The sequence below is a fragment of the Vibrio phycocola genome, from assembly GCF_053850235.1.
This window is the reverse complement of the sequence record NZ_JBSQDJ010000013.1, coordinates 60,407-80,712: the sequence shown is the minus strand read 5'-3', so window position 1 is coordinate 80,712 and position 20,306 is coordinate 60,407. Positions and strand designations below refer to the sequence as shown.

17 protein-coding genes, 1 tRNA gene and 1 riboswitch are annotated in these 20,306 nt (G+C 41.5%); of the genes, 12 read left to right on the top strand and 6 right to left on the bottom strand.

Annotated features, from left to right (window positions below):
- From rsxC to ACWU4D_RS16580, 4 genes are all read right to left on the bottom strand, one after another.
- Positions 1 to 1,844: electron transport complex subunit RsxC (gene rsxC / locus ACWU4D_RS16595; protein WP_456052563.1), on the bottom strand; the 1,844-nt coding region annotated here is incomplete at its 3' end.
- Positions 1,845 to 1,846: 2 nt separating this feature from the next.
- Complete coding sequence (gene rsxB, locus ACWU4D_RS16590) at positions 1,847 to 2,440, bottom strand: electron transport complex subunit RsxB (RefSeq protein WP_456052562.1); 594 nt, start codon at positions 2,438 to 2,440, stop codon at positions 1,847 to 1,849.
- The gene (gene rsxA, locus ACWU4D_RS16585) at positions 2,440 to 3,021 is read right to left on the bottom strand and encodes an electron transport complex subunit RsxA (protein ID WP_456052561.1); all 582 of its coding nucleotides are present in this window, start codon (positions 3,019 to 3,021) and stop codon (positions 2,440 to 2,442) included. Before rsxA ends, rsxB begins: the two co-directional genes overlap by 1 nt.
- Positions 3,022 to 3,258: 237 nt before the next feature.
- Positions 3,259 to 3,334, bottom strand: a tRNA-Asn gene (locus ACWU4D_RS16580).
- A 539-nt stretch (positions 3,335 to 3,873) separates the two neighbouring features.
- Between ACWU4D_RS16580 and uvrB the strand changes: the two genes are divergently transcribed.
- The 8 genes from uvrB (at position 3,874) to ACWU4D_RS16540 (ending at position 11,049) form a co-directional block, all read left to right on the top strand.
- The gene (uvrB, locus tag ACWU4D_RS16575; RefSeq protein WP_456052560.1) at positions 3,874 to 5,907 is read left to right on the top strand and encodes an excinuclease ABC subunit UvrB; all 2,034 of its coding nucleotides are present in this window, start codon (positions 3,874 to 3,876) and stop codon (positions 5,905 to 5,907) included.
- Positions 5,908 to 6,161: 254 nt separating this feature from the next.
- Entirely contained in the window at positions 6,162 to 7,556 is a 1,395-nt protein-coding gene (luxO, locus tag ACWU4D_RS16570; protein ID WP_456052559.1) for a quorum-sensing sigma-54 dependent transcriptional regulator LuxO, read from the top strand.
- Positions 7,544 to 7,906, top strand: coding sequence for an Hpt domain-containing protein (locus ACWU4D_RS16565; protein WP_456052558.1), 363 nt, complete (start codon positions 7,544 to 7,546; stop codon positions 7,904 to 7,906). Before luxO ends, ACWU4D_RS16565 begins: the two co-directional genes overlap by 13 nt.
- A gap of 199 nt (positions 7,907 to 8,105) precedes the next feature.
- Positions 8,106 to 8,246, top strand: a riboswitch (molybdenum cofactor riboswitch).
- Complete coding sequence (gene moaA, locus ACWU4D_RS16560) at positions 8,235 to 9,224, top strand: GTP 3',8-cyclase MoaA (RefSeq protein WP_456052557.1); 990 nt, start codon at positions 8,235 to 8,237, stop codon at positions 9,222 to 9,224. (Overlaps the previous riboswitch by 12 nt.)
- A 94-nt stretch (positions 9,225 to 9,318) precedes the next feature.
- Positions 9,319 to 9,798, top strand: a complete 480-nt coding sequence (moaC, locus tag ACWU4D_RS16555; RefSeq protein ID WP_456052556.1) for a cyclic pyranopterin monophosphate synthase MoaC — start codon at positions 9,319 to 9,321, stop codon at positions 9,796 to 9,798.
- On the top strand, positions 9,795 to 10,040 hold the full coding sequence (moaD, locus tag ACWU4D_RS16550; RefSeq protein WP_456052555.1) for a molybdopterin synthase sulfur carrier subunit: 246 nt from the start codon (positions 9,795 to 9,797) through the stop codon (positions 10,038 to 10,040). The genes moaC and moaD overlap by 4 nt, the downstream gene beginning before the upstream one ends.
- 1 nt (position 10,041) lies before the next feature.
- Complete coding sequence (gene moaE, locus ACWU4D_RS16545) at positions 10,042 to 10,506, top strand: molybdopterin synthase catalytic subunit MoaE (protein WP_456052554.1); 465 nt, start codon at positions 10,042 to 10,044, stop codon at positions 10,504 to 10,506.
- Positions 10,507 to 10,632: 126 nt separating this feature from the next.
- A complete protein-coding gene (locus tag ACWU4D_RS16540) occupies positions 10,633 to 11,049 on the top strand; it encodes a CBS domain-containing protein (RefSeq protein WP_456052553.1) in 417 nt (138 codons plus the stop codon).
- A gap of 43 nt (positions 11,050 to 11,092) precedes the next feature.
- Here ACWU4D_RS16540 and ACWU4D_RS16535 read toward each other — a convergent pair whose 3' ends face one another.
- Positions 11,093 to 11,914 carry a hypothetical protein gene (locus tag ACWU4D_RS16535; protein ID WP_456052552.1) on the bottom strand — a complete coding sequence of 274 codons (822 nt, stop codon included), beginning with the start codon at positions 11,912 to 11,914 and terminating at the stop codon, positions 11,093 to 11,095.
- Between the two features lie 213 nt (positions 11,915 to 12,127).
- The gene (metG, locus tag ACWU4D_RS16530; protein ID WP_456052551.1) at positions 12,128 to 14,173 is read right to left on the bottom strand and encodes a methionine--tRNA ligase; all 2,046 of its coding nucleotides are present in this window, start codon (positions 14,171 to 14,173) and stop codon (positions 12,128 to 12,130) included.
- Positions 14,174 to 14,331: 158 nt separating this feature from the next.
- Here metG and apbC point away from each other — a divergent pair, with 158 nt between their 5' ends.
- The 4 genes from apbC to ACWU4D_RS16510 all read left to right on the top strand — a co-directional run bounded on the left by apbC (position 14,332) and on the right by ACWU4D_RS16510 (position 20,248).
- Positions 14,332 to 15,399 carry an iron-sulfur cluster carrier protein ApbC gene (gene apbC, locus ACWU4D_RS16525; RefSeq protein WP_456052550.1) on the top strand — a complete coding sequence of 356 codons (1,068 nt, stop codon included), beginning with the start codon at positions 14,332 to 14,334 and terminating at the stop codon, positions 15,397 to 15,399.
- Positions 15,400 to 15,533: 134 nt separating this feature from the next.
- Positions 15,534 to 17,117, top strand: a complete 1,584-nt coding sequence (locus ACWU4D_RS16520; RefSeq protein ID WP_456052549.1) for an FMN-binding glutamate synthase family protein — start codon at positions 15,534 to 15,536, stop codon at positions 17,115 to 17,117.
- Between the two features lie 232 nt (positions 17,118 to 17,349).
- Entirely contained in the window at positions 17,350 to 17,991 is a 642-nt protein-coding gene (gene udk, locus ACWU4D_RS16515; protein WP_456052548.1) for a uridine kinase, read from the top strand.
- An 82-nt stretch (positions 17,992 to 18,073) separates the two neighbouring features.
- Complete coding sequence (locus ACWU4D_RS16510; RefSeq protein ID WP_456052547.1) at positions 18,074 to 20,248, top strand: AsmA family protein; 2,175 nt, start codon at positions 18,074 to 18,076, stop codon at positions 20,246 to 20,248.
- Positions 20,249 to 20,306: the final 58 nt, after the last annotated feature.

Below are 20,306 nucleotides of genomic sequence, written 5' to 3'. Positions count from 1 at the left end.
TGCTCAGCTTTGCGTGCTTTGGCTCGCGCAATCGCAGCGGCGACGGCGGCTTTTTTCGGATCGACTTCTGCAGTTGGTTCGGTCGTATCGATGTTAACGGTGTCGTCTTGATCTGGCTGTGACTGAGCTTGTTGAGCAGCTTTACGTTGCCTTGCAAGCTGCTTTCGCTCTTCTCTAAGACGAATCATTTCTTGGTTATTTGGCTCTGCTTCACCCGCTTTTAAAGCTGCTTGTTGTTTGGCTTTTGCTTTGGCAATTGCGGCAGCAACGGCTGGTTTAACGGGGGTGTCAGCTGGTGAGCTTGAACTCTCTTTTTGCGCTTTCACCCGCGCAATCGCTGCAGCAATCGCATCATCGCCACCACTTTGTTGTTTCATTTCGCTTCGGCGAGCATCTGCTGCTTTCTTAAAGCGATTTTCACGTTCTGCTTTATCCCGCTCTAAACGCGCTTTTTTCTCTTCGAAGCGTTGCTTGGCGCGTTCTGATGCCTGAGCCTCTCGTTTTTGCGTATTAATTTCCGCTTTCGCTTGGCGGTAATATTGGACTAGAGGTATCTCACTTGGGCAGACATAAGCGCAAGCTCCGCATTCAATGCAATCTTTTAAATGTAATTCTTCACACTTCTGATGTTCTTGTGCTTTCGCATGCCATAGCAATTGTTGAGGCAGCAAAGAAGCTGGGCACACTTCAGCACATTGCCCACAGCGAATACACGCCATTTCTACTGAGTCGGTGGCGAGCTCATTACTCTTGGGCGCTAAAATACAATTCGACGTTTTGGTAATCGGGACGTTCGCATGAGGGAGGGTAAAGCCCATCATTGGGCCGCCCATAATTAATCTAGGATGACGTTTATCCTCTTGATAATTGAACTCTTCGAGCAATGCGCTAACGGGCGTACCTAACTTAGCCCATACATTTCGTTGCTCTTGAAAACAGTTGCCAGTTAGAGTAACTAATCGTTGAATTAGAGGTTCGTTGTCAATAATGGCGCGTTTAATCGCAAAGAGAGACCCGACATTTTGTACCACGACACCAATATCTGCTGGCAAGCGACCATTCGGTACTTCTTTATTTGTGAGTACCTTGATCAGTTGTTTTTCACCACCTGACGGGTATTTTGTTGGTATAACGCGAATCACGTAATCTTTATCGGCCGCAGCTTTTGCCATGGCTTCAACGGCTTGTGGTTTATTATCTTCGATTGCGATTAATACAAGTTCAGGTTGAAGGATGTGTTTGACCACTTCAATACCTGTAACGATCTCCTGCGCATAGTGTTGCATCAATACATCGTCCGCAGTGATATACGGTTCGCACTCCGCACCATTGATAATTAATATTTCAGTGCGCGCTATCCCAGATTGGATTTTCTTGGCAGTCGGGAAGCCAGCGCCGCCTAAACCTGAAATCCCGGCATCGCGAATTTCTTCAATTAGCGATTCTGGGCTATGAAGCTGAAAGTTTGTCGTACATTGCCGCTCAATCCACCTGTCTTCGCCATCAGGTTCGAGAACAATACATAGATCCTCTAATCCAGAAGGGTGAGAAATAGTACGCTTTTCAATAGCAGAAATAACGCCAGATGTAGGCGCATGAATCGGAAGCATAAAGCTTGAAGTATAGTGTGTTAACGTTTGACCTTTGAGGACTTTATCACCGACTGAAACCGATAAATCTCCCGATTTCCCAATGTGTTGCTTTAGGGGCAAAACCAATTGTGATGGCAGTGACGCCTCTACAGGATGCGCCTGATTTGACTGTCGTTTATTTTCAGGTGGGTGGACACCGCCTGGAAAGTCCCAAAGTCGTCCTGTTTTTATTTGCTCAATCAAAGACAACATAATTAGCTTTGCTTCTCTTCAAGGTTAACGCCGTGCGCAGGAGTATCAACATTGACAACAGGGATTGCATTTAGCTGCCATTTCCAGGTTTCGGGAGTGTCGTGAACTGGAATCATTTCAATGCAATCGGTAGGACAAGGCACAACACATAAATCACACCCGGTACATTCATCTTTTATTACTGTATGCAATGCTTTAGTACCACCAATAATCGCATCTACTGGGCACGCCTGAATGCACTTAGTACAGCCGATACACATATCTTCATGAATAAAGGCAACGGTCTTGATGTTTTCTGCTGTATCTTGTGTTGAGTCAGGAACATCCACGCCCAATAAATCGGCAAGCTTTTCTATTGCAGCTTGCCCTCCTGGTGGACATTTATTAATGATATCGCCGTTAGCAATGGCTTCAGCGTATGGTCGGCACCCAGGGTAACCACATTGACCGCATTGAGTTTGCGGTAAAATATTGTCAATTTGTTCAACGATCGGATCGCCGGCAACTTTGAATTTTATGGATGCAAACCCCAAGATTGCTCCGAAAATACCGGCAAGCGCTGCAAGGGCAATGATGGCGATAAGAATAGCGTTCATTATAGTTTCACTAACCCGGTAAAGCCCATAAATGCTAAAGACATAAGTCCAGCGGTGATCATGGCGATAGATGCTCCTTTAAAAGGGGTAGGAACATCAGCAACTTGAATGCGTTCACGCATTGACGCGAATAGGATTAACACAAGAGAAAACCCTAAAGCCGCACCAAAACCGTAAATGACTGACTGAATGAAGTTATGGTTTTCATTGATGTTAAGTAAGGCCACACCAAGAACCGCACAATTAGTTGTGATTAACGGCAGAAAAATTCCAAGCAGGCGATATAGAGTTGGGCTGGTCTTATGTACCACCATTTCCGTAAATTGTACCACAACAGCAATAACTAAAATAAAGCTCATGGTTCTGAGGTACTCAATGGCGAATGGTTTTAAAATATAGCTCTCGACTAAATATGAACACACTGACGCGAGAGTCAGTACGAACGTGGTCGCAAACCCCATGCCTATTGCCGTTTCTAATTTTTTTGATACACCCATAAAAGGGCATAAACCAAGGAACTTAACCAGTACAAAGTTATTGACCAGTACAGTGCCTACCAACAACAAAAGATATTCGGTCATAATCAACGCGTTGCTATTTTAATGAGTAGGGTATTATCCGAGTTTATTTGACGAATAACAACCAAGGAAAGGTAAGGTTTTATCTTTGTGATCATATGGTATGTCTAAGATAGTGTTTTACTCGATAAACAGTTGGGACTCGAGAATATGAGTCGTTAATTTTTTAAGGAAAATTTTAAACAACAATCGTTGGAAACGAAAGAAGCCACATCTTTCGACGTGGCTTCTTTTCAAATTTGGCTCCCCCTGCAAGACTTGAACTTGCGACATACGGATTAACAGTCCGCCGTTCTACCAACTGAACTAAGGGGGAATTGCTTTGCGACGCGCATATTACCCATAAGGGCTAGATGTGTCAACGGAATCGAATAGAAAAAAATGATAAAAAAAACTTTACTTTCCTGTATCCCTTGTCGGCTCTTGGGTATATTTACTTATCCACCAAATTTGTGGATAAGTGTGTTAATTAATCTTGATTAACTTATTTTCTGACATTAGAGAAATAATTACATGATTAGAAATATGCTAATTATCTCTGTGTATCTTATTGTTTTTGTTCTATTTAATATTGATATGCACAGGTTGGGATTGTAAAAATGAAAAGTCATGGAATTAGCTAAATGCTAACAATAATTAGCAAGCATGGGGAAAAGCAGTGGATTAAATTATAAAAATAATGATCTGAATCGATCATGAGGGGGAAAGATATTAACAGAAGAAAATTGAAGATACCAGATCAAAATGAATGAAATGATATAAAAGATAGCAAAATAGTTCTTGCATGTTATTTGCTACTCTAGCCACAATAAACTCGCCAGTCCCGGTAGAATGAATTAGCAAAAGAGATGGTGTATGAGTAAAAAATATGAGTTGGTTTCGTCTTATGATCCTGCCGGTGATCAGCCAAGTGCAATAGATACATTATTGGAAGGGTTAGAATCCGGCCTTGCAAGTCAAACATTGTTAGGTGTCACGGGATCAGGCAAAACATTTACTTTGGCAAATGTGATTGCCAAATCACAACGTCCTGCTATTTTACTCGCGCCAAATAAAACACTTGCAGCTCAGCTATACGGAGAGATGAAGGCTTTTTTTCCTAACAATGCAGTAGAATTTTTCGTCTCATACTACGATTATTATCAACCCGAAGCTTATGTTCCCACTACCGATACTTTTATTGAGAAAGATTCGTCCGTTAATGCTCATATAGAACAGATGCGATTGTCAGCGACGAAAGCTTTGCTGGAGCGCAAAGATGCCATTATTGTCGCCTCCGTTTCTGCTATTTATGGTCTTGGCGATCCTGACTCTTATTTAAAGATGATGCTTCATTTACGTCGTGGAGATATTACCGATCAGCGTTCAATGATTCAACGCTTGGCTGAATTGCAATATACCCGCAATGATATGACATTCGAGCGTGGGCAATTTCGTGTTCGTGGGGAAGTTATTGATATTTATCCGGCAGAGTCCGATAGTGAGGCGGTGCGGGTTGAGATGTTTGATGATGAAATTGAAAATATTAGTATCTTCGATCCATTAACAGGCGCCATTCTTCAACGTAATCTTGCTCGTTATACTGTGTACCCTAAAACGCACTACGTCACACCTCGAGAACGCATCTTAGAAGCCATCGAAAATATTAAAGAAGAGCTCGCTTCTCGTAAAACCTATTTTATAGACAACAATAAATTGCTGGAAGAACAGCGCATCTCGCAACGAGTTAATTTTGATGTCGAAATGATGAATGAATTGGGCTTTTGCTCTGGCATAGAAAATTACTCTCGTTTGCTAAGCGGCCGTTTAGAAGGTGAGCCGCCTCCAACGTTGTTTGATTATTTACCGAGTGATGGCATTTTGATCATTGATGAATCACATGTCACGGTCCCACAGATTGGTGCAATGTATAAAGGTGACCGTTCTCGAAAGGAAACCTTAGTCGAATTTGGTTTTCGTTTACCTTCTGCTTTAGATAATCGCCCGCTTAAGTTTGATGAATTTGAATCTCTCGCTCCTCAAACGATATTTGTCTCAGCAACTCCTGGTAATTATGAACTTGAAAAGTCAGACAATGAAATTGCTGAACAAGTTGTTCGCCCAACTGGACTACTTGATCCAGAGCTAGAGGTTCGGCCCGTGGCGACTCAAGTGGATGATTTACTGTCTGAAATTCGAATTCGCTCGGCAAAGAATGAACGAGTATTGGTGACGACATTAACCAAACGGATGGCCGAAGATCTGACTGAATACCTTCATGAGCATAACGTTAAAGTTCGGTACCTTCATTCGGATATAGACACGGTTGAACGAGTGGAAATCATTCGTGATTTACGTTTAGGGGAGTTTGATGTATTGGTCGGTATTAACTTACTTCGAGAGGGGCTCGATATGCCCGAAGTGTCGTTGGTTGCTATCTTGGATGCCGACAAAGAAGGGTTTTTACGTTCAGAGCGTTCACTCATTCAGACCATAGGTCGAGCTGCTCGAAATATTGAAGGGCGAGCGATTTTATATGCAGATAAAATTACAGGCTCGATGAAACGTGCAATGGATGAAACCAATAGACGTCGTGAGAAACAGGTTGATTATAATGAGAAAAATGGCATTACACCGCAGTCATTAAAACGAGATATCAAAGATATAATGGAATTGGGCGAGGCAACGATTGGTAAAAAGTCCACTCAACCATCTCGAGTGAAACAATTATCAAACGTGGCCGAACCTGAAGCAGAATATGCCTTATTTACCGCCAAGGAACTTGATCAGAAGATCAATAAATTAGAAGCCGAAATGTATAAGCATGCTCAAGATTTAGAGTTTGAGATGGCAGCACAGGTACGAGATAAAATTGAGCTACTACGTAAGCAATTTATCGCTAATAGTTAGAGAAGTTTTGACGAAAAAAAAGCCAATAGAAAAAACTCTATTGGCTGTAATATTGTGAATATTGTATTCACTAACAACGTCAGTTGGCTAGGTGACTCTTTCGAGTCTCCTATGCTTTTGCAAGTACCATGCCATCAAATTTGCTCATATTTTAGCCTTAAAAAGCTCTATTTTACCTAAATTTACTGTTTAATTTGCATTTTGCAACTCATAATGCGAAAGTTAACTCATATTGCAAGTGACGTGGTTTAGGAATGTTGAAAGAACAAAGTAAGCCCAAAAAATATCTATTGATGGTAGAAGATACAGCGTCGGTGGCAGTGTTGTATCGCTCTTATTTAACTCCACTGACTATTGATATTAATATCGTATCAACAGGGCATGATGCTTTAGTTAGCTTAGAGCAACGTAAGCCTGATCTTATTTTGCTTGATCTACGATTACCTGATATGACGGGGATGGATGTGTTGAGTGCAGTCAAAGCCACACATCCCGATGTTCCCGTTATTTTTATGACAGCCCATGGTTCCATCGATACTGCAGTACAAGCAATGCGTTATGGCGCACAAGATTTCCTCATTAAGCCATGTGAAGCTGATCTATTGCGGATTACTGTCAATAATGCGCTACGAAAAGCCATTATCGCTAAAAATACTCAGAATGATTCTTTAGGTCAACAATATCAAGGTTTTATAGGTAGTAGCTCAATGATGCAAGCCGTATATCGTACGATAGATTCGGCAGCATCAAGTAAGGCGACGATCTTTATTACAGGCGAAAGTGGAACAGGTAAAGAAGTCTGTGCGGAAGCGATTCATGCGGCGAGCTATCGAAGTGATAAGCCTTTTATTGCTATAAACTGTGCCGCTATCCCTAAAGATTTAATTGAAAGTGAGTTGTTTGGCCATGTAAAAGGCGCTTTTACCGGTGCATCAACCGATCGACAAGGTGCGGCTGAGCTCGCTGATGGTGGCACGCTATTTCTCGATGAATTGTGTGAAATGGATTTAGACCTACAGACTAAGTTGTTGCGTTTTATTCAGACTGGTACATTCCAGAAAGTAGGCTCTTCGAAGATGCGAAGTGTCAATCTTAGATTCGTTTGTGCGACGAATAGAGACCCTTGGAAAGAAGTGGAAGCAGGGCGCTTTCGTGAAGATTTATATTATCGGCTTTATGTCATTCCCCTTCACTTGCCACCACTGCGTCAACGCGGTGATGATGTTATTGAAATTGCCTACTCTTTACTTGGGTTTATGGCAAAGGAAGAGAGAAAAGAATTTGTCCGCTTAACACCAGAAGTCGTGGAGCGTTTTATTCATTACGAATGGCCAGGTAATGTAAGGCAGCTACAAAATGTGCTGAGAAATGTTGTGGTATTAAATCAGGGAAAGGAGATCTCAGTAGAAATGCTACCACCCCCCCTGAATCAACCAATTATAAAGGAAGAAGTAGCACCAGCAGGTGAAGTGGCTCAAGTTCAACAAAGTATTTCCTCAATCGATGACATCGATCCACTTTGGGTAATAGAGAAACGCGCGATAGAAAATGCCATCGATGTGTGTCATGGCAATATTCCCAAAGCAGCCTCTCAACTTGAAGTCAGCCCTTCTACTCTTTATCGTAAGATCCAATCATGGAATCGTTAGAGAATCAGTTTATGGCCTTAATAAACAAAGATACGCTCGACCAGCTCGCTAATGATATTGGTGAGGAAAGTGTGCCAATGTTGTTGGATATTTTTCTCGGTGAAATAGGGGATTATATCAACACACTGTCTTCAGTCGGCTCCCCCGATGTGATAGTGCAATTGGGTGAGATTAGTCATGCTTTAAAAAGCAGCGCCGCCAGTTTTGGCGCTGATAAGTTATGTAGATTCGCGAATGAAATAGACAGTATGGTGAAGATAAACAAGTCAATTGAGGGTGAAGTACAGCCATTTATCGAATTGCTAAAACAAACTCATACCGCATATTCTACGTTACGCCAAGAGTCGTAAACTCGCTATTGTCGCGATAATTATCTCTTGCGAGATATCAGTAGCAATTTCGTAAAAACGCATTTCACGAGACTTGAATTATTAATGTTTAGGAGTAGCATTCTTCGATAGATGGGAAATGGTTTTTTTCAAAAGGGCTGTTCTCCTGATAAAATTAGTAGTTAAATAATATTTCGTACATCACCTAGCTCTTGCTAGTGTGGTGCCATAACTCCGAGCTGATGAGGCTAAGTTCACTATGTGTGAATACGCTGAATTAGCCAGTGGTCTATAGACCCAAGGGGAAGAACAGAAATGCTCTTGCCTCCCGTGCTTGGAAAGGTGTTACGTGGCTGAACAATTTAAAGATAACTTACAGCGTAAGTTTCATTACTTACGCCTGTCGGTGACGGATGTATGCAATTTTAAGTGTACATATTGTCTTCCCGATGGCTATCGCTCCAACGGTGAGCGAAATTCCTCATTTCTTTCTCTTGATGAGATCGGTCGAGTTGCCAGTGCCTTTGCGCAGTGTGGCACTTCGAAAGTTCGTCTCACAGGTGGAGAGCCTTCCTTACGTCGAGATTTTAACGACATCATCGCGTCAATATCAGACGTGCCTCAGATCTCGAAACTCGCGATGACCACCAATGGGTACCGCTTAGCTACACATGCGGAGCAATGGCGGCGGTCGGGTCTTACCCAACTTAATATCAGTGTCGATAGCTTGAACTCAAAAATGTTCCACCAAATCACTGGTGAAAACCGGTTTGAGCAGGTTTTGCAAGGCATCGATGTCTCTTTGGCCGCAGGTTACGACCAAGTCAAAATTAATGTGGTATTAATGAAAGAGCATAATGCTGCAGAGCTGCCAGCGTTTCTTGATTGGATTAAAGATAGACCACTACAAGTTCGCTTTATTGAGTTAATGCAAACCGGCAGTATGGATAAATTTTTCCAAGAGCAGCATCTTTCGGGTATGACGATTATGGAATATTTGCTTCAGCGAGGCTGGCAAGAGAAAGGTCGCGGTGTTACTGATGGACCTGCTCGAGTCTTTTCTCATTCTGATTATGCTGGAGAGATAGGGTTAATCATGCCTTATAGTAAAGATTTCTGTCAGACCTGTAATCGTTTAAGAGTCTCTGCTAAAGGCAAACTTCATTTATGTTTATTCGGTGAATCTGGTGTCGAATTACGTGATTTGCTAGCTCGCGATGATCAGCAATCGGAGCTCATTGAAAGAATAGCATTATCCCTACAAAATAAAGAAGCGACTCACTTTCTTCATGAAGGTAATACTGGAATGACACCACATTTAGCATCTATTGGTGGTTAAGTAAGCGGTATTTTCGGTTAAATTTTAGTCCACAAGGATTAGGCCTTTCACTGTCCTTGTATTTTTATGCTACATACTAATAAGAAGTACAAAAATGAACGAACTAACTCATGTTAACTCATCTGGCGAAGCAAACATGGTTGATGTGTCAGCCAAAGATGAAAGTGTCCGAGTCGCTCGAGCGCAAGCGATTGTCGAAGTTTCACAGCAAACGTTAGACTTGATTATTTCAGGCCAACATCACAAAGGCGATGTTTTCGCTACTGCGAGGATTGCAGGAATTCAAGCAGCGAAAAAAACATGGGACTTGATTCCGTTATGTCACCCTCTACTCTTATCCAAAGCAGAAGTGCAACTTGAAGTCGACGAATCGCTCTGTCAGATTCGTATTGAGTCTTTGTGTAAATTAAGTGGGAAAACAGGGGTAGAGATGGAAGCACTCACTGCTGCCTCTGTTGCTGCGCTGACGGTATACGACATGTGCAAAGCGATTCAAAAAGACATCGTAATAAAAGATGTGCGTTTATTGGAAAAGCGTGGTGGTAAATCTGGTGATTTTAAGGTGGAATTATGATTAAAGTCGTTTTCTTTGCTCAAACGCGCGAACTCGTGGGAGTTGGTGAGCTTTCCCTTGATGCGAACTTTTCAAATGTTGAATCACTTCGCCAGCATCTAGCAGAACAGTCAGATAAATGGCAACTTGCCCTTGAGTCAGACCAATTACTTGTTGCTATCAATCAGGAAATCGCCAACTTTGACAGCCAAGTTAATGATGGCGACGAGGTTGCTTTCTTCCCTCCTGTCACTGGAGGTTAAGATGGCGATTACAATTCGTGTTGAGGAGCAAGACTTCTCGTTAGCTGCTGAATATGAACGAGTGACAGCTTCGACAGACGTTGGCGCTGTTGTCACGTTCGTTGGTAAAGTTCGAGATATGAATCTTGGCGATGGTGTTACTGGCTTAAAACTAGAGCATTATCCTGGTATGACGGAACGAGTTTTAACTCAACTAGCTGAAGAGGCCCAAGCTCGTTGGCAGTTGATGGATATTACTGTCATTCATCGTATTGGTGATTTAGATATTGGTGACCAGATAGTATTAGTGATTGTCACCAGTTTGCACCGTGGTGAAGCATTTGACGCGTGCCATTTTCTGATGGATTTACTCAAAACCAAAGCACCATTTTGGAAAAAAGAACGCACTTTAGATGATGAACGTTGGCTGGAAGCTCGAGATATTGATCACCAAGCAGCTTCAGAATGGCAGTTAAAGAAGTCGTAATTCACACAAATTTATCGTTGATAGTCTACAACAATGAGAGAAATAGATTTAATCCATTGCTCAATTGAGTAAAAATAGTCCACACTGAGTATGTTGGCTTCATTCATTGAAGAAGAGGTATAAAGTATGGAATCGCAAAAAGTTAAAGACTATATGACCAAACAGCCGGTTACATTCACGCCTGATATGTCGCTCGCGACGGCGTTAGAAAAAGTAATTGGCTCAGAGCAATTTGGTGGTCCGGTTATTGATGATTGTAAGCAAGTTATTGGCTTTTTGTCAGAACAGGATTTGATTGATAAATTGGTGAAGGTTAGTTACTACTGTCAGGATAGTTATGTCGTCGGTGATTGCATGTCGACTGAAGTACTATCAGTTGACTCAAATATGCCCATTATTGAACTTGCCTCGCGGATGACAATTGGAAAGCCAAAGGTTTATCCGGTTATTGATGATGGGAAATTGGTTGGACTTATTACTCGTAGGGCTGCGTTAGTTGCTATCGACAACAGCTTAAAAAATTGCTTCAAACATCCAGTATAAAAGTAGAGCCACATTTGTGGCTCTAGCTTTTTGTAGTCGTTGATTATGCTGCGTTATCAGAGGTTGTGAGTAACTTTGGTAATGGGATGTAGAGACTTTCAGTGAGGTCGCTCAGCATTTGGTCATACACATTTGCCACTGTAAGAGATATATCTGCGGTTATTTGATACATTTCTTCTGCATCGAATTCCGTGCTTAAGTCATCGTTAATATCACTTAGAAATTTGATTGCATTTGCACATGTAGGCGATGAGATCATTAATGAGTTGATGAGTGCAAGTTGATTTAATTTACGGCAAATGCTCTCAGAATAGTGGATTAATCGTAAGCGTCCTTCGGAACTATTCATATCCTCAATACACACTCTTAGTTGAGTTAATGCATCCATGGTATCGATGACTTGCTGCCAATTCATATGATACTCATCACTTAAATCGATGCGATTAACATCAACCAACCATGAAAGTACCACTTCATCCATGAGAAACATACAATGGCGGATAGACTTACCGTGAATAATTTGATTATTTGAAACGGAACGTTGGTCCCAGTCTTTGATTAGTGTATTCAATTTTAGCTGTAAAACACGATACATTGGTTTACTGTCAACGTTCGCAGTAGCAATGAGTTGTGCTGTTTTTTCTTGCATCGACTCTTGCAATTGACTTACTTCAGCATTCCGTTCTTCACCAAACATTAAAGTATGATGAGTCGCTCGGCGGTGCTGACGGCAAAGGAATAAAGTTTGACGAAGTCCAATGAGTAACTCATATTTCCGTTGCAGAGTAGAATTGCGTTGTTTTGCTTGATAGAGCATAAGCCCTAATATAGCTAACGATATTAAAATCGAAATGGTAACAAACATACATCACGCCTCCCTCACAAGAATTTATATTAAGTTTAGCATGAATGATGCCATGATTAATATCTAATTAAATCAGTATAATAACCATTAATTATCTATTGCTTTGCACCAACCTAGTTCGTTGTTGGTCAAGGGTGTGATCATGGTTCAATAAACAAAACCCCTGATTGATATCAATCAGGGGTATATGGTTTTAGTACAAATAATATGTGTCTACATGACTCTCATACCTGGTTGGGCACCATCATGAGGTTCTAAAATCCATAGCTCATCTCCACCTGGACCTGCTGCGAGAATCATCCCTTCAGACATACCAAATTTCATTTTGCGCGGCTTGAGGTTAGCCACCATCACGGTGTATTTGCCGACTAATTCTTCAGGTGAATAAGCCGCTTTAATACCAGAGAACACTTGGCGAGTCTCTCCTCCAATATCTAACTGGAACTTAAGTAGCTTGTTGGCTTTAGGCACTGACTCGCACGAAATAATTTTAGCGATACGCATATCGACTTTTGCAAAATCGTCAAATTCAATTTCTTCGGCAATTGGGTCTTTACTCAGCTCGGTTTCGTCTTGAGTTGCACTTTGTGCAGCCGCAACTTCTTGAGCTGCAACTTCTTTTGATGCTTCGATCATCGCGTCGATATGTTTGCTATCGATACGATTAAACAGCGCTTTGAATTTGGTGATTTGATGAGACATCAGCGGTGTGTCTAATGCCTCCCACGTTAGCTCTTGATTTAAAAATGCTTCAGTGCGCTCGGTCAAAGTAGGCATCACTGGCTTGAGGTAAGTCATTAACACTCGGAACAGGTTTAAGCCAACAGAACATACATCTTGTAACTCTTTGTCTTTGCCTTCCTGTTTTGCGATGACCCATGGGGCTTTTTCGTCAATATACTGGTTTGCTTTATCAGCCAACGCCGTGATTTCACGAATAGCGCGAGAAAATTCTCGGTTTTCGTAGCATTCAGCAATTCGCTCTCCTGCATCGACAAACTCTTTATACAGTTCTGGCTCTGCGAAGTCTGCTGACAGTTGACCATCAAAACGTTTGCTAATGAAACCTGCATTACGTGATGCAAGATTTACAATTTTGTTCACAACGTCAGAGTTTACTCGTTGAGTAAAATCATCGAGATTTAAATCGAGGTCGTCAATCCGGTTATTCAGTTTTGCCGCGTAGTAGTAACGTAGGCATTCAGGGTCTAGATGTTCTAAGTAGGTGCTAGCCTTGATGAATGTCCCTTTAGATTTAGACATTTTAGCGCCATTGACAGTGACATACCCATGAACATATACGTTGTTTGGTTTTCTAAAACCAGAGCCTTCTAGCATTGCAGGCCAAAATAGACTGTGGAAATAGACGATATCCTTACCGATAAAGTGATAGAGCTCGGCACTGCTGTCTTTTTTCCAATACTCATCGAAACTAAGATCAGGGCGTTTATCACATAGGTTTTTGAATGAGCCCATGTATCCAATCGGAGCATCTAACCATACATAGAAAAACTTATTCTCTTCCCCAGGAATTTCGAAACCAAAATAAGGTGCGTCACGAGAAATATCCCACTGCTGTAAGCCAGACTCAAACCACTCTTGCATCTTATTTGCTGTTTCTGTCTGTAATGAACCAGAGCGTGTCCACTCTTTTAGCATGCTTTCAAACTGAGGAAGATCGAAGAAGAAGTGCTCTGAATCTTTCATGATTGGTGTTGCACCTGATACCGCTGACTTTGGATTGATCAAATCGGTTGGGCTATAGGTTTCACCACATGCGTCACAGTTATCACCATACTGATCTTCAGACTTACATTTTGGGCAAGTACCTTTAACGAAACGGTCCGGTAAGAACATCTCTTTTTCTGGGTCGAAGAGTTGAGAAATCGTACGACTTGAAATAAAACCATTGGCTTTGAGCTGAGTATAGATGTGTGCAGAGAGTTCTCGGTTTTCATCACTGTGAGTGCTGTGATAGTTATCAAAACTAATATCAAAGCCTGCAAAATCTTTTTGGTGCTCTTCACTTACTGAAGCAATCATCTCTTCTGGAGTTATACCCATCTGCTGTGCTTTCAGCATTATCGGTGTACCGTGAGCATCATCGGCGCAGATGAAATTGATTGTGTTGCCTCGCAGGCGTTGATAACGCACCCAAATGTCTGCTTGGATATGCTCGAGCATATGACCTAGATGGATTGAACCGTTCGCGTATGGAAGGGCACAAGTGACCAAAATTTTTCTTGGTTGAGTTGCCATACTTTAATTTTCGCTTTGTTTGATGGGTATAAAATGAGAGGGTTAATAGTACCTGATGCAGCTGATTACGCCAAGTCACACAAGCGGTAAAGCTATATTAATTGAAGGCTTTTTCCATAGGTCTAGCAGTGGTAGCATGTAGTCAATGGAGGACGACTATGTCTACGAATACAATACTTGAACAGGCTCGTTCAATTCTGAGCCAATACCAACACCCTTTACTGATCTCCGACTGGAGCAAAGACCCTAACATTATTATTTTGCAGCAGGGCAACATTGTCATTGCACTGCCGTTTTCGAGTCACACATTAAGATTGGATCTTGAGCAATGGCTTATAGAACAATCGGTGTCACAAGCATTGGGTTGTGATGTGTCAGTGGTTCAAAAAATTAAGTCATTAAAATCTCACAACCCTAAAAAAATAAACGGGGTTAAGAATATTATTGCGATTACCTCTGCAAAAGGAGGGGTCGGAAAATCAACGACCGCTGCTAACTGTGCGCTCGCACTGGCTAATAGTGGAGCTAAAGTCGGTATTTTGGATGCGGATGTTTATGGTCCATCGTTGCCCTTGATGTTTGGTACTCGTGGGCGTGAATTAGAAGTTCGTGATGGAAAATGGATGCAACCAATAACGGCTCACGGCATTGCAACACACTCCATCGGCTATGTGGTCAGTCAAGATGATGCCGCAATATGGCGTGGTCCAATGGCATCTAAGGCATTAGGTCAATTGTTAAATGAGACAGAGTGGCCAGATCTTGACTATTTGGTGATCGATATGCCACCGGGTACGGGTGATATCCAAATTACGTTATCGCAAGAAATTCCAGTTACTGGTGCGGTGGTGGTTACCACTCCTCAAGATATGGCACTTGCAGACGCTCAAAAAGGTATCGCAATGTTTAATCAGGTTGGTGTCCCTGTGGTCGGTATTGTTGAAAATATGAGTTATCACATTTGTAGTCACTGTGGGAAACACGACGATATTTTCGGTACGGGAGGAGCAGCTAAGGTGGCGGAGCGTCATTCCATTCCTTTATTGGGGCAAATGCCACTCCACCGTCAATTACGTGAAGATATTGATTCTGGCACGCCAACCATGATAGCTCGTCCTGAAAGTGAGTTTGCTGGGTACTATGTCGCGATGTCGGAGCAAATTTCTTCTAGGATGTACTGGTCTGGAAGTGTGGATACGGAATTAATTATGACTATGGCTGTCTGATAGTTGAACACATGTTCCAAATGATAAGATATTAACCAGTTAATTTTTCGTTTGAGCATGTTGAATAACCAGAATTCAGTCTAGTGACGACTGTTGATACGAGACACTTAATATAGCTATAAGGGTATTTCTTTATGACAGTACGCCAAGTTTTCGTCAGATTTTCGATTGTATCAGTAATATTAATAGCGGCTTTATCATTGCTTTCTCAAGCTTGGTTGTGGCTCTATGTCGTCGTAATACCTGTTGTTCTAATTGGCTTTTATGACATGTGTCAACATCGACAATCTATTCGTCGGTTATACCCAGTCTTTGGGCGATTTAGATACTTGTTAGAATCAATTAGACCAGAGATACAACAATATTTTGTTGAGAATGAAACGAGTGGAATGCCTATTCCAAGAGAATTTCGTTCGTTAGTATATCAACGCTCAAAAGGTGCAAGAGATACACGCCCTTTTGGTACCATATTTGATGTAAATCGCGCTGGATATGAGTGGGTCAATCACTCTATGCAACCCAAACACCTTTCTGATCTCGATCCTCGAGTTAAATTTGGCGGCCCAGACTGTCTCCAACCTTATATGGCTTCTCCACTCAATATATCAGCAATGAGTTATGGAGCATTAAGCAAAAATGCAATTATGGCATTGAACCGCGGCGCGAAAATTGGTGGTTTTTCTCATAATACCGGAGAGGGAAGTATCAGCCCTTATCACCTAGAGCACGGTGGGGATATTGTTTGGCAAATCGGTACTGGTTACTTTGGTTGTCGAAATGACGAAGGTGGTTTTAATCCTGATACATTTGCAATAAATGCAAAAAAAGAAGTGGTTAAAATGATTGAGATAAAACTTTCTCAAGGCGCGAAGCCCGGCCATGGTGGAATCTTGCCTGCCGCTAAATTAACGCAAGAGATAGCAACGATCCGCCATGTCCCAATGGGAGAAGATGTTGTTTCACCTCCTTCACACAGCGCTTTTTCTACTCCAACAGAGTTATTATACTTTGTTAAGCAATTGCGAGACTTATCGGGTGGTAAACCTGTTGGCTTTAAACTCTGTATTGGTCGACAGGATGAGTTTCTAGCGATATGTAAGGCGATGATAGAGACAGGTATTTTACCCGATTTTATCACCGTTGATGGTGGTGAAGGCGGAACAGGTGCTGCGCCAACCGAAATGACCAACTCTGTCGGAGCACCCATTAGAGATGGATTGATTTTTGTCAATAATGCCTTGATTGGTTTTGGGTTAAGAAAACAGATACGTGTTATCGCGTCTGGAAAAATGTTTTCTGCTTTTCATATTCTCAGGGCGATTGCATTAGGTGCTGATACTGTGAATTCTGCTCGCGGTATGATGATGTCTTTGGGGTGTATTCAAGCTCGTACTTGTAATACCGATAACTGCCCAACAGGGATTGCAACTCAGAACCCTTCTCGAAACAAAGCCATTGTCGTGACTGACAAAGCACAGCGAGTAGCTAATTTCCAACGAGAAACCATTAAAAACTTAGTTGAATTGGTTGGAGCGGCAGGCCTCAATGGCATTCATGAACTCAAACCTCAGCATATAAATCGCCGAGTGCAAGGAACCGACGTAAAAAACTATGCTCAACTTTATCCAACAGTGGCAGAAAAATCCTTGTTAGACGAAACAACCATTCCCGAAAGTTGGCGCTATGATATGCAAGAAGCTAATGCTGCATCTTGGTAATCGACAACTGATGTAAAAAATGACAAAGAGGGCGATTGAGCCCTTTTTGTCATTTTCATATTGGTTAACTGATAGAAAAAGATGGTAACCAGCAACTTGAAACTTTTTTAGCCAGTATCAGTGATAATAGTATGGATTTATGACTATGGTTGACTGGTATCTGTGTAAGCAACTCTTTATAATTCCGCGGCGACAAACATTTAACTTTTGGCTTTGAATTAGGATTGCTTACATGCCTGAGAATCATCAATGTGTCATTATCGGTATCGCTGGGGCGTCAGCTTCTGGAAAGAGCTTGATTGCTAGCACTATTTACAGAGAATTGCTGGCAAAAGTTGGTGATACTCATATCGGAGTGATCACTGAAGATTGCTATTATAAAGATCAAACGCATCTTAGTATGGATCAACGTATTAAAACAAACTATGACCATCCTAGCGCGCTCGATCATAATTTGTTGTGTGAGCATTTAGAACAGTTAATAAATGGGGAAGCAGTAGAGGTACCGGAATATAGCTATTCGGAACATACTCGGACTCAGAATACGAATACAATGACACCAAAACGCGTGATTATCTTAGAAGGTATTTTGCTACTTACCGACCCAAGGCTAAGAAAGTTAATGCATGCCTCAATTTTTATGGATACACCACTCGACATTTGCTTATTGCGACGCCTTGAGCGTGATGTACAAGAGCGAGGAAGAACGATGGAGTCGGTATTATCTCAATATACTGAAACCGTTCGTCCGATGTTCCTTCAATTTATTGAACCATCGAAGCAACATGCTGACATTATCGTCCCTCGTGGCGGTAAAAATCGAATAGCGATTGATGTTTTGAAGGCTCATATTTCTAAATTATTGAAATCTTAACGGTAAAACCACAAATATCCAGTAAATTTTGGGTAAATTAATGGCACGATAATGTGCCATTTTTTGATCTGGGAAATGTATTATGAAGAAGCTACGTATTGGTGTTGTCTTTGTTTTGGTGCTCCTAATTACTGTGCTAGTGGCTGTGATTTTTTTTATCAACCCCAATCAATTTAAACCACTCATTGTAGAGCAAACCAAAAAAGCGACAGGGCTTGATCTCGTTATCGATGGTGACATTCATTGGCAGTTATTTCCTGCATTGGGCTTCGGTATTGGTCAAACAGCAATGCGAAACCCTGAAGGTTTTGAGGAAACCAATCTATTTCAAGTTAACGCTATTGATGTATCAATAGAACTTATCCCTCTGTTTAAGAAGCAATTGATGGTCGGTCAAGTGGTATTGAAGGGGGCTGATATTCAAATTGAAACCCTATCCGATGGTCGCACAAATCTAGACAGTTTTACGGCGAGTAACAGTGTAAGTGGCGTAACTTCTGATCCAAGTAACGATGGTAATGAAAATTCTACCTCTATATCGGTGAGTCGAGCTGATGATTCCCTAGAAGTCGAAGATACATGGCATATCAGTGTTGCGGGTGTTTCAATTAAAGATTCTAATTTAGTGCTTAATGATCGTAAAACGGGTGTGCAGAGTCTTTTGCAAGTTGCAGATATTAGTGTGACAGAATTCTCTCCTGGAGAATGGAGCCAAATTACATTTGATGTTGCGGGTAAGAGCAACGATAAGACATTTATCACCAATGGTAGTGCGAAATTTACATTATCTCCTGATTTTCAGGAATATGCGTTACGCAGTATTGAGGTAAATGGATCGTTTGATGATGGCTCTAATACCATATCAAAAGTAGACGTTGTACTGGATCAATTTCAATTTGGGGAGCCTACTCAATTGCAGATAGATGTGGAAGGTGTCGTATCTGATCTGGCGTTGTCTTTGGTCGGACAATCGAGCTTAGTTATTGATAAAGCGCTAACGTCTATCACTGCTTCTCAATTAGACCTGAGTATGCAGCTAGAAAGTGAAACACTTCCTCAATCACCATTGAATATTGTTCTTGATTCAAATGTTGTGTTTGATCTGAATAACAGCGAATTAAAGGCGATAATCGACGAGTTGTCTGCAAATGATATTGAGCTTCAAGGAGCAACCGTTGCCACTTTTTCAGATGTAACCCAAATTCGTTTTGAACTGCATGGGTCAGATATTGATATCGACCAATTCCTTGATATCGAAGAGACCAAGCCATCTCAAAGTTCTTCTGATTCTGATGACAAACCGACTGTATCAACAAGCAATTCGGGCACTGTGGAAGTTGAACCTGATTTATCAGCTCTTAAACATTTAGATGTTGCTGGTATTGTGACCATTGATGAGCTAAAGACGAACAATGTTGAACTGACGGAAACGAAAACCAAGTTTTCAATTAAACGAGGACTGGTCAAGCTAGAAGCATTTGAAGCCAATTTGTATCAAGGTAGCATAAGTGCCAAAGGTCAACTTGATGGTAGGAAAAGTCCTGCAACATATCAGATTAATAACACCCTTACTGGCGTTCAAATCGAGCCGTTGTTGCAGGCTGTTGCAGAGACGGACATCGTCGAGGGTACCGGAAATTTAGTGACTACCATTAATGGTAAAGGTTTAACATCAACCCAGATGAAGAAAAATTTAGCGGGAACGGTAGAGATAAAGTTTACCGATGGAGCGGTAAAAGGCTTCAATATTGCGCAACAGATTCGCAATGTAAATGCCAAATTGAACGGCGAGAGCGATGGCTTTGATATATCGGCAAAAGAAACAGATTTCAGTGCACTAACAGCAACATTGAAGCTAGCGAATGGAGAGCTTTCTACCAATAATCTAGCAATGCAGTCGCCTTTATTACGAATACATGGCAAAGGTTCAACGAATTATATAAATGAAAAAATAAAGTTTTGGTTGGATACAGCAGTGGTAGGCTCACTTGAAGGTCAAGGCGGAGCGAGTGTTGATGATCTAAAAGATATTACTATCCCAGTTGAAATAAAGGGCAGTTGGAGTAAGCCAGATCTAGATATTCCACTTGATGAAATCCTGAAGCAGCGTGCTAGGAAGAAGATTACCAAAGAAAAGACAAAGCTCGATGAAAAAATTGATGAGGAAGTCGATAGGCTTCAAGAAAAAATCAACAGTAAAATTAAAGATGAGCAGACAAAAGATACGATGAATAAATTGCTGAAAAAAATCCTCTAATCGATCAACCTTTTACTAAAAAAGGTGAAGAAATAGGGACACTGTTGGTCTGCTGTTA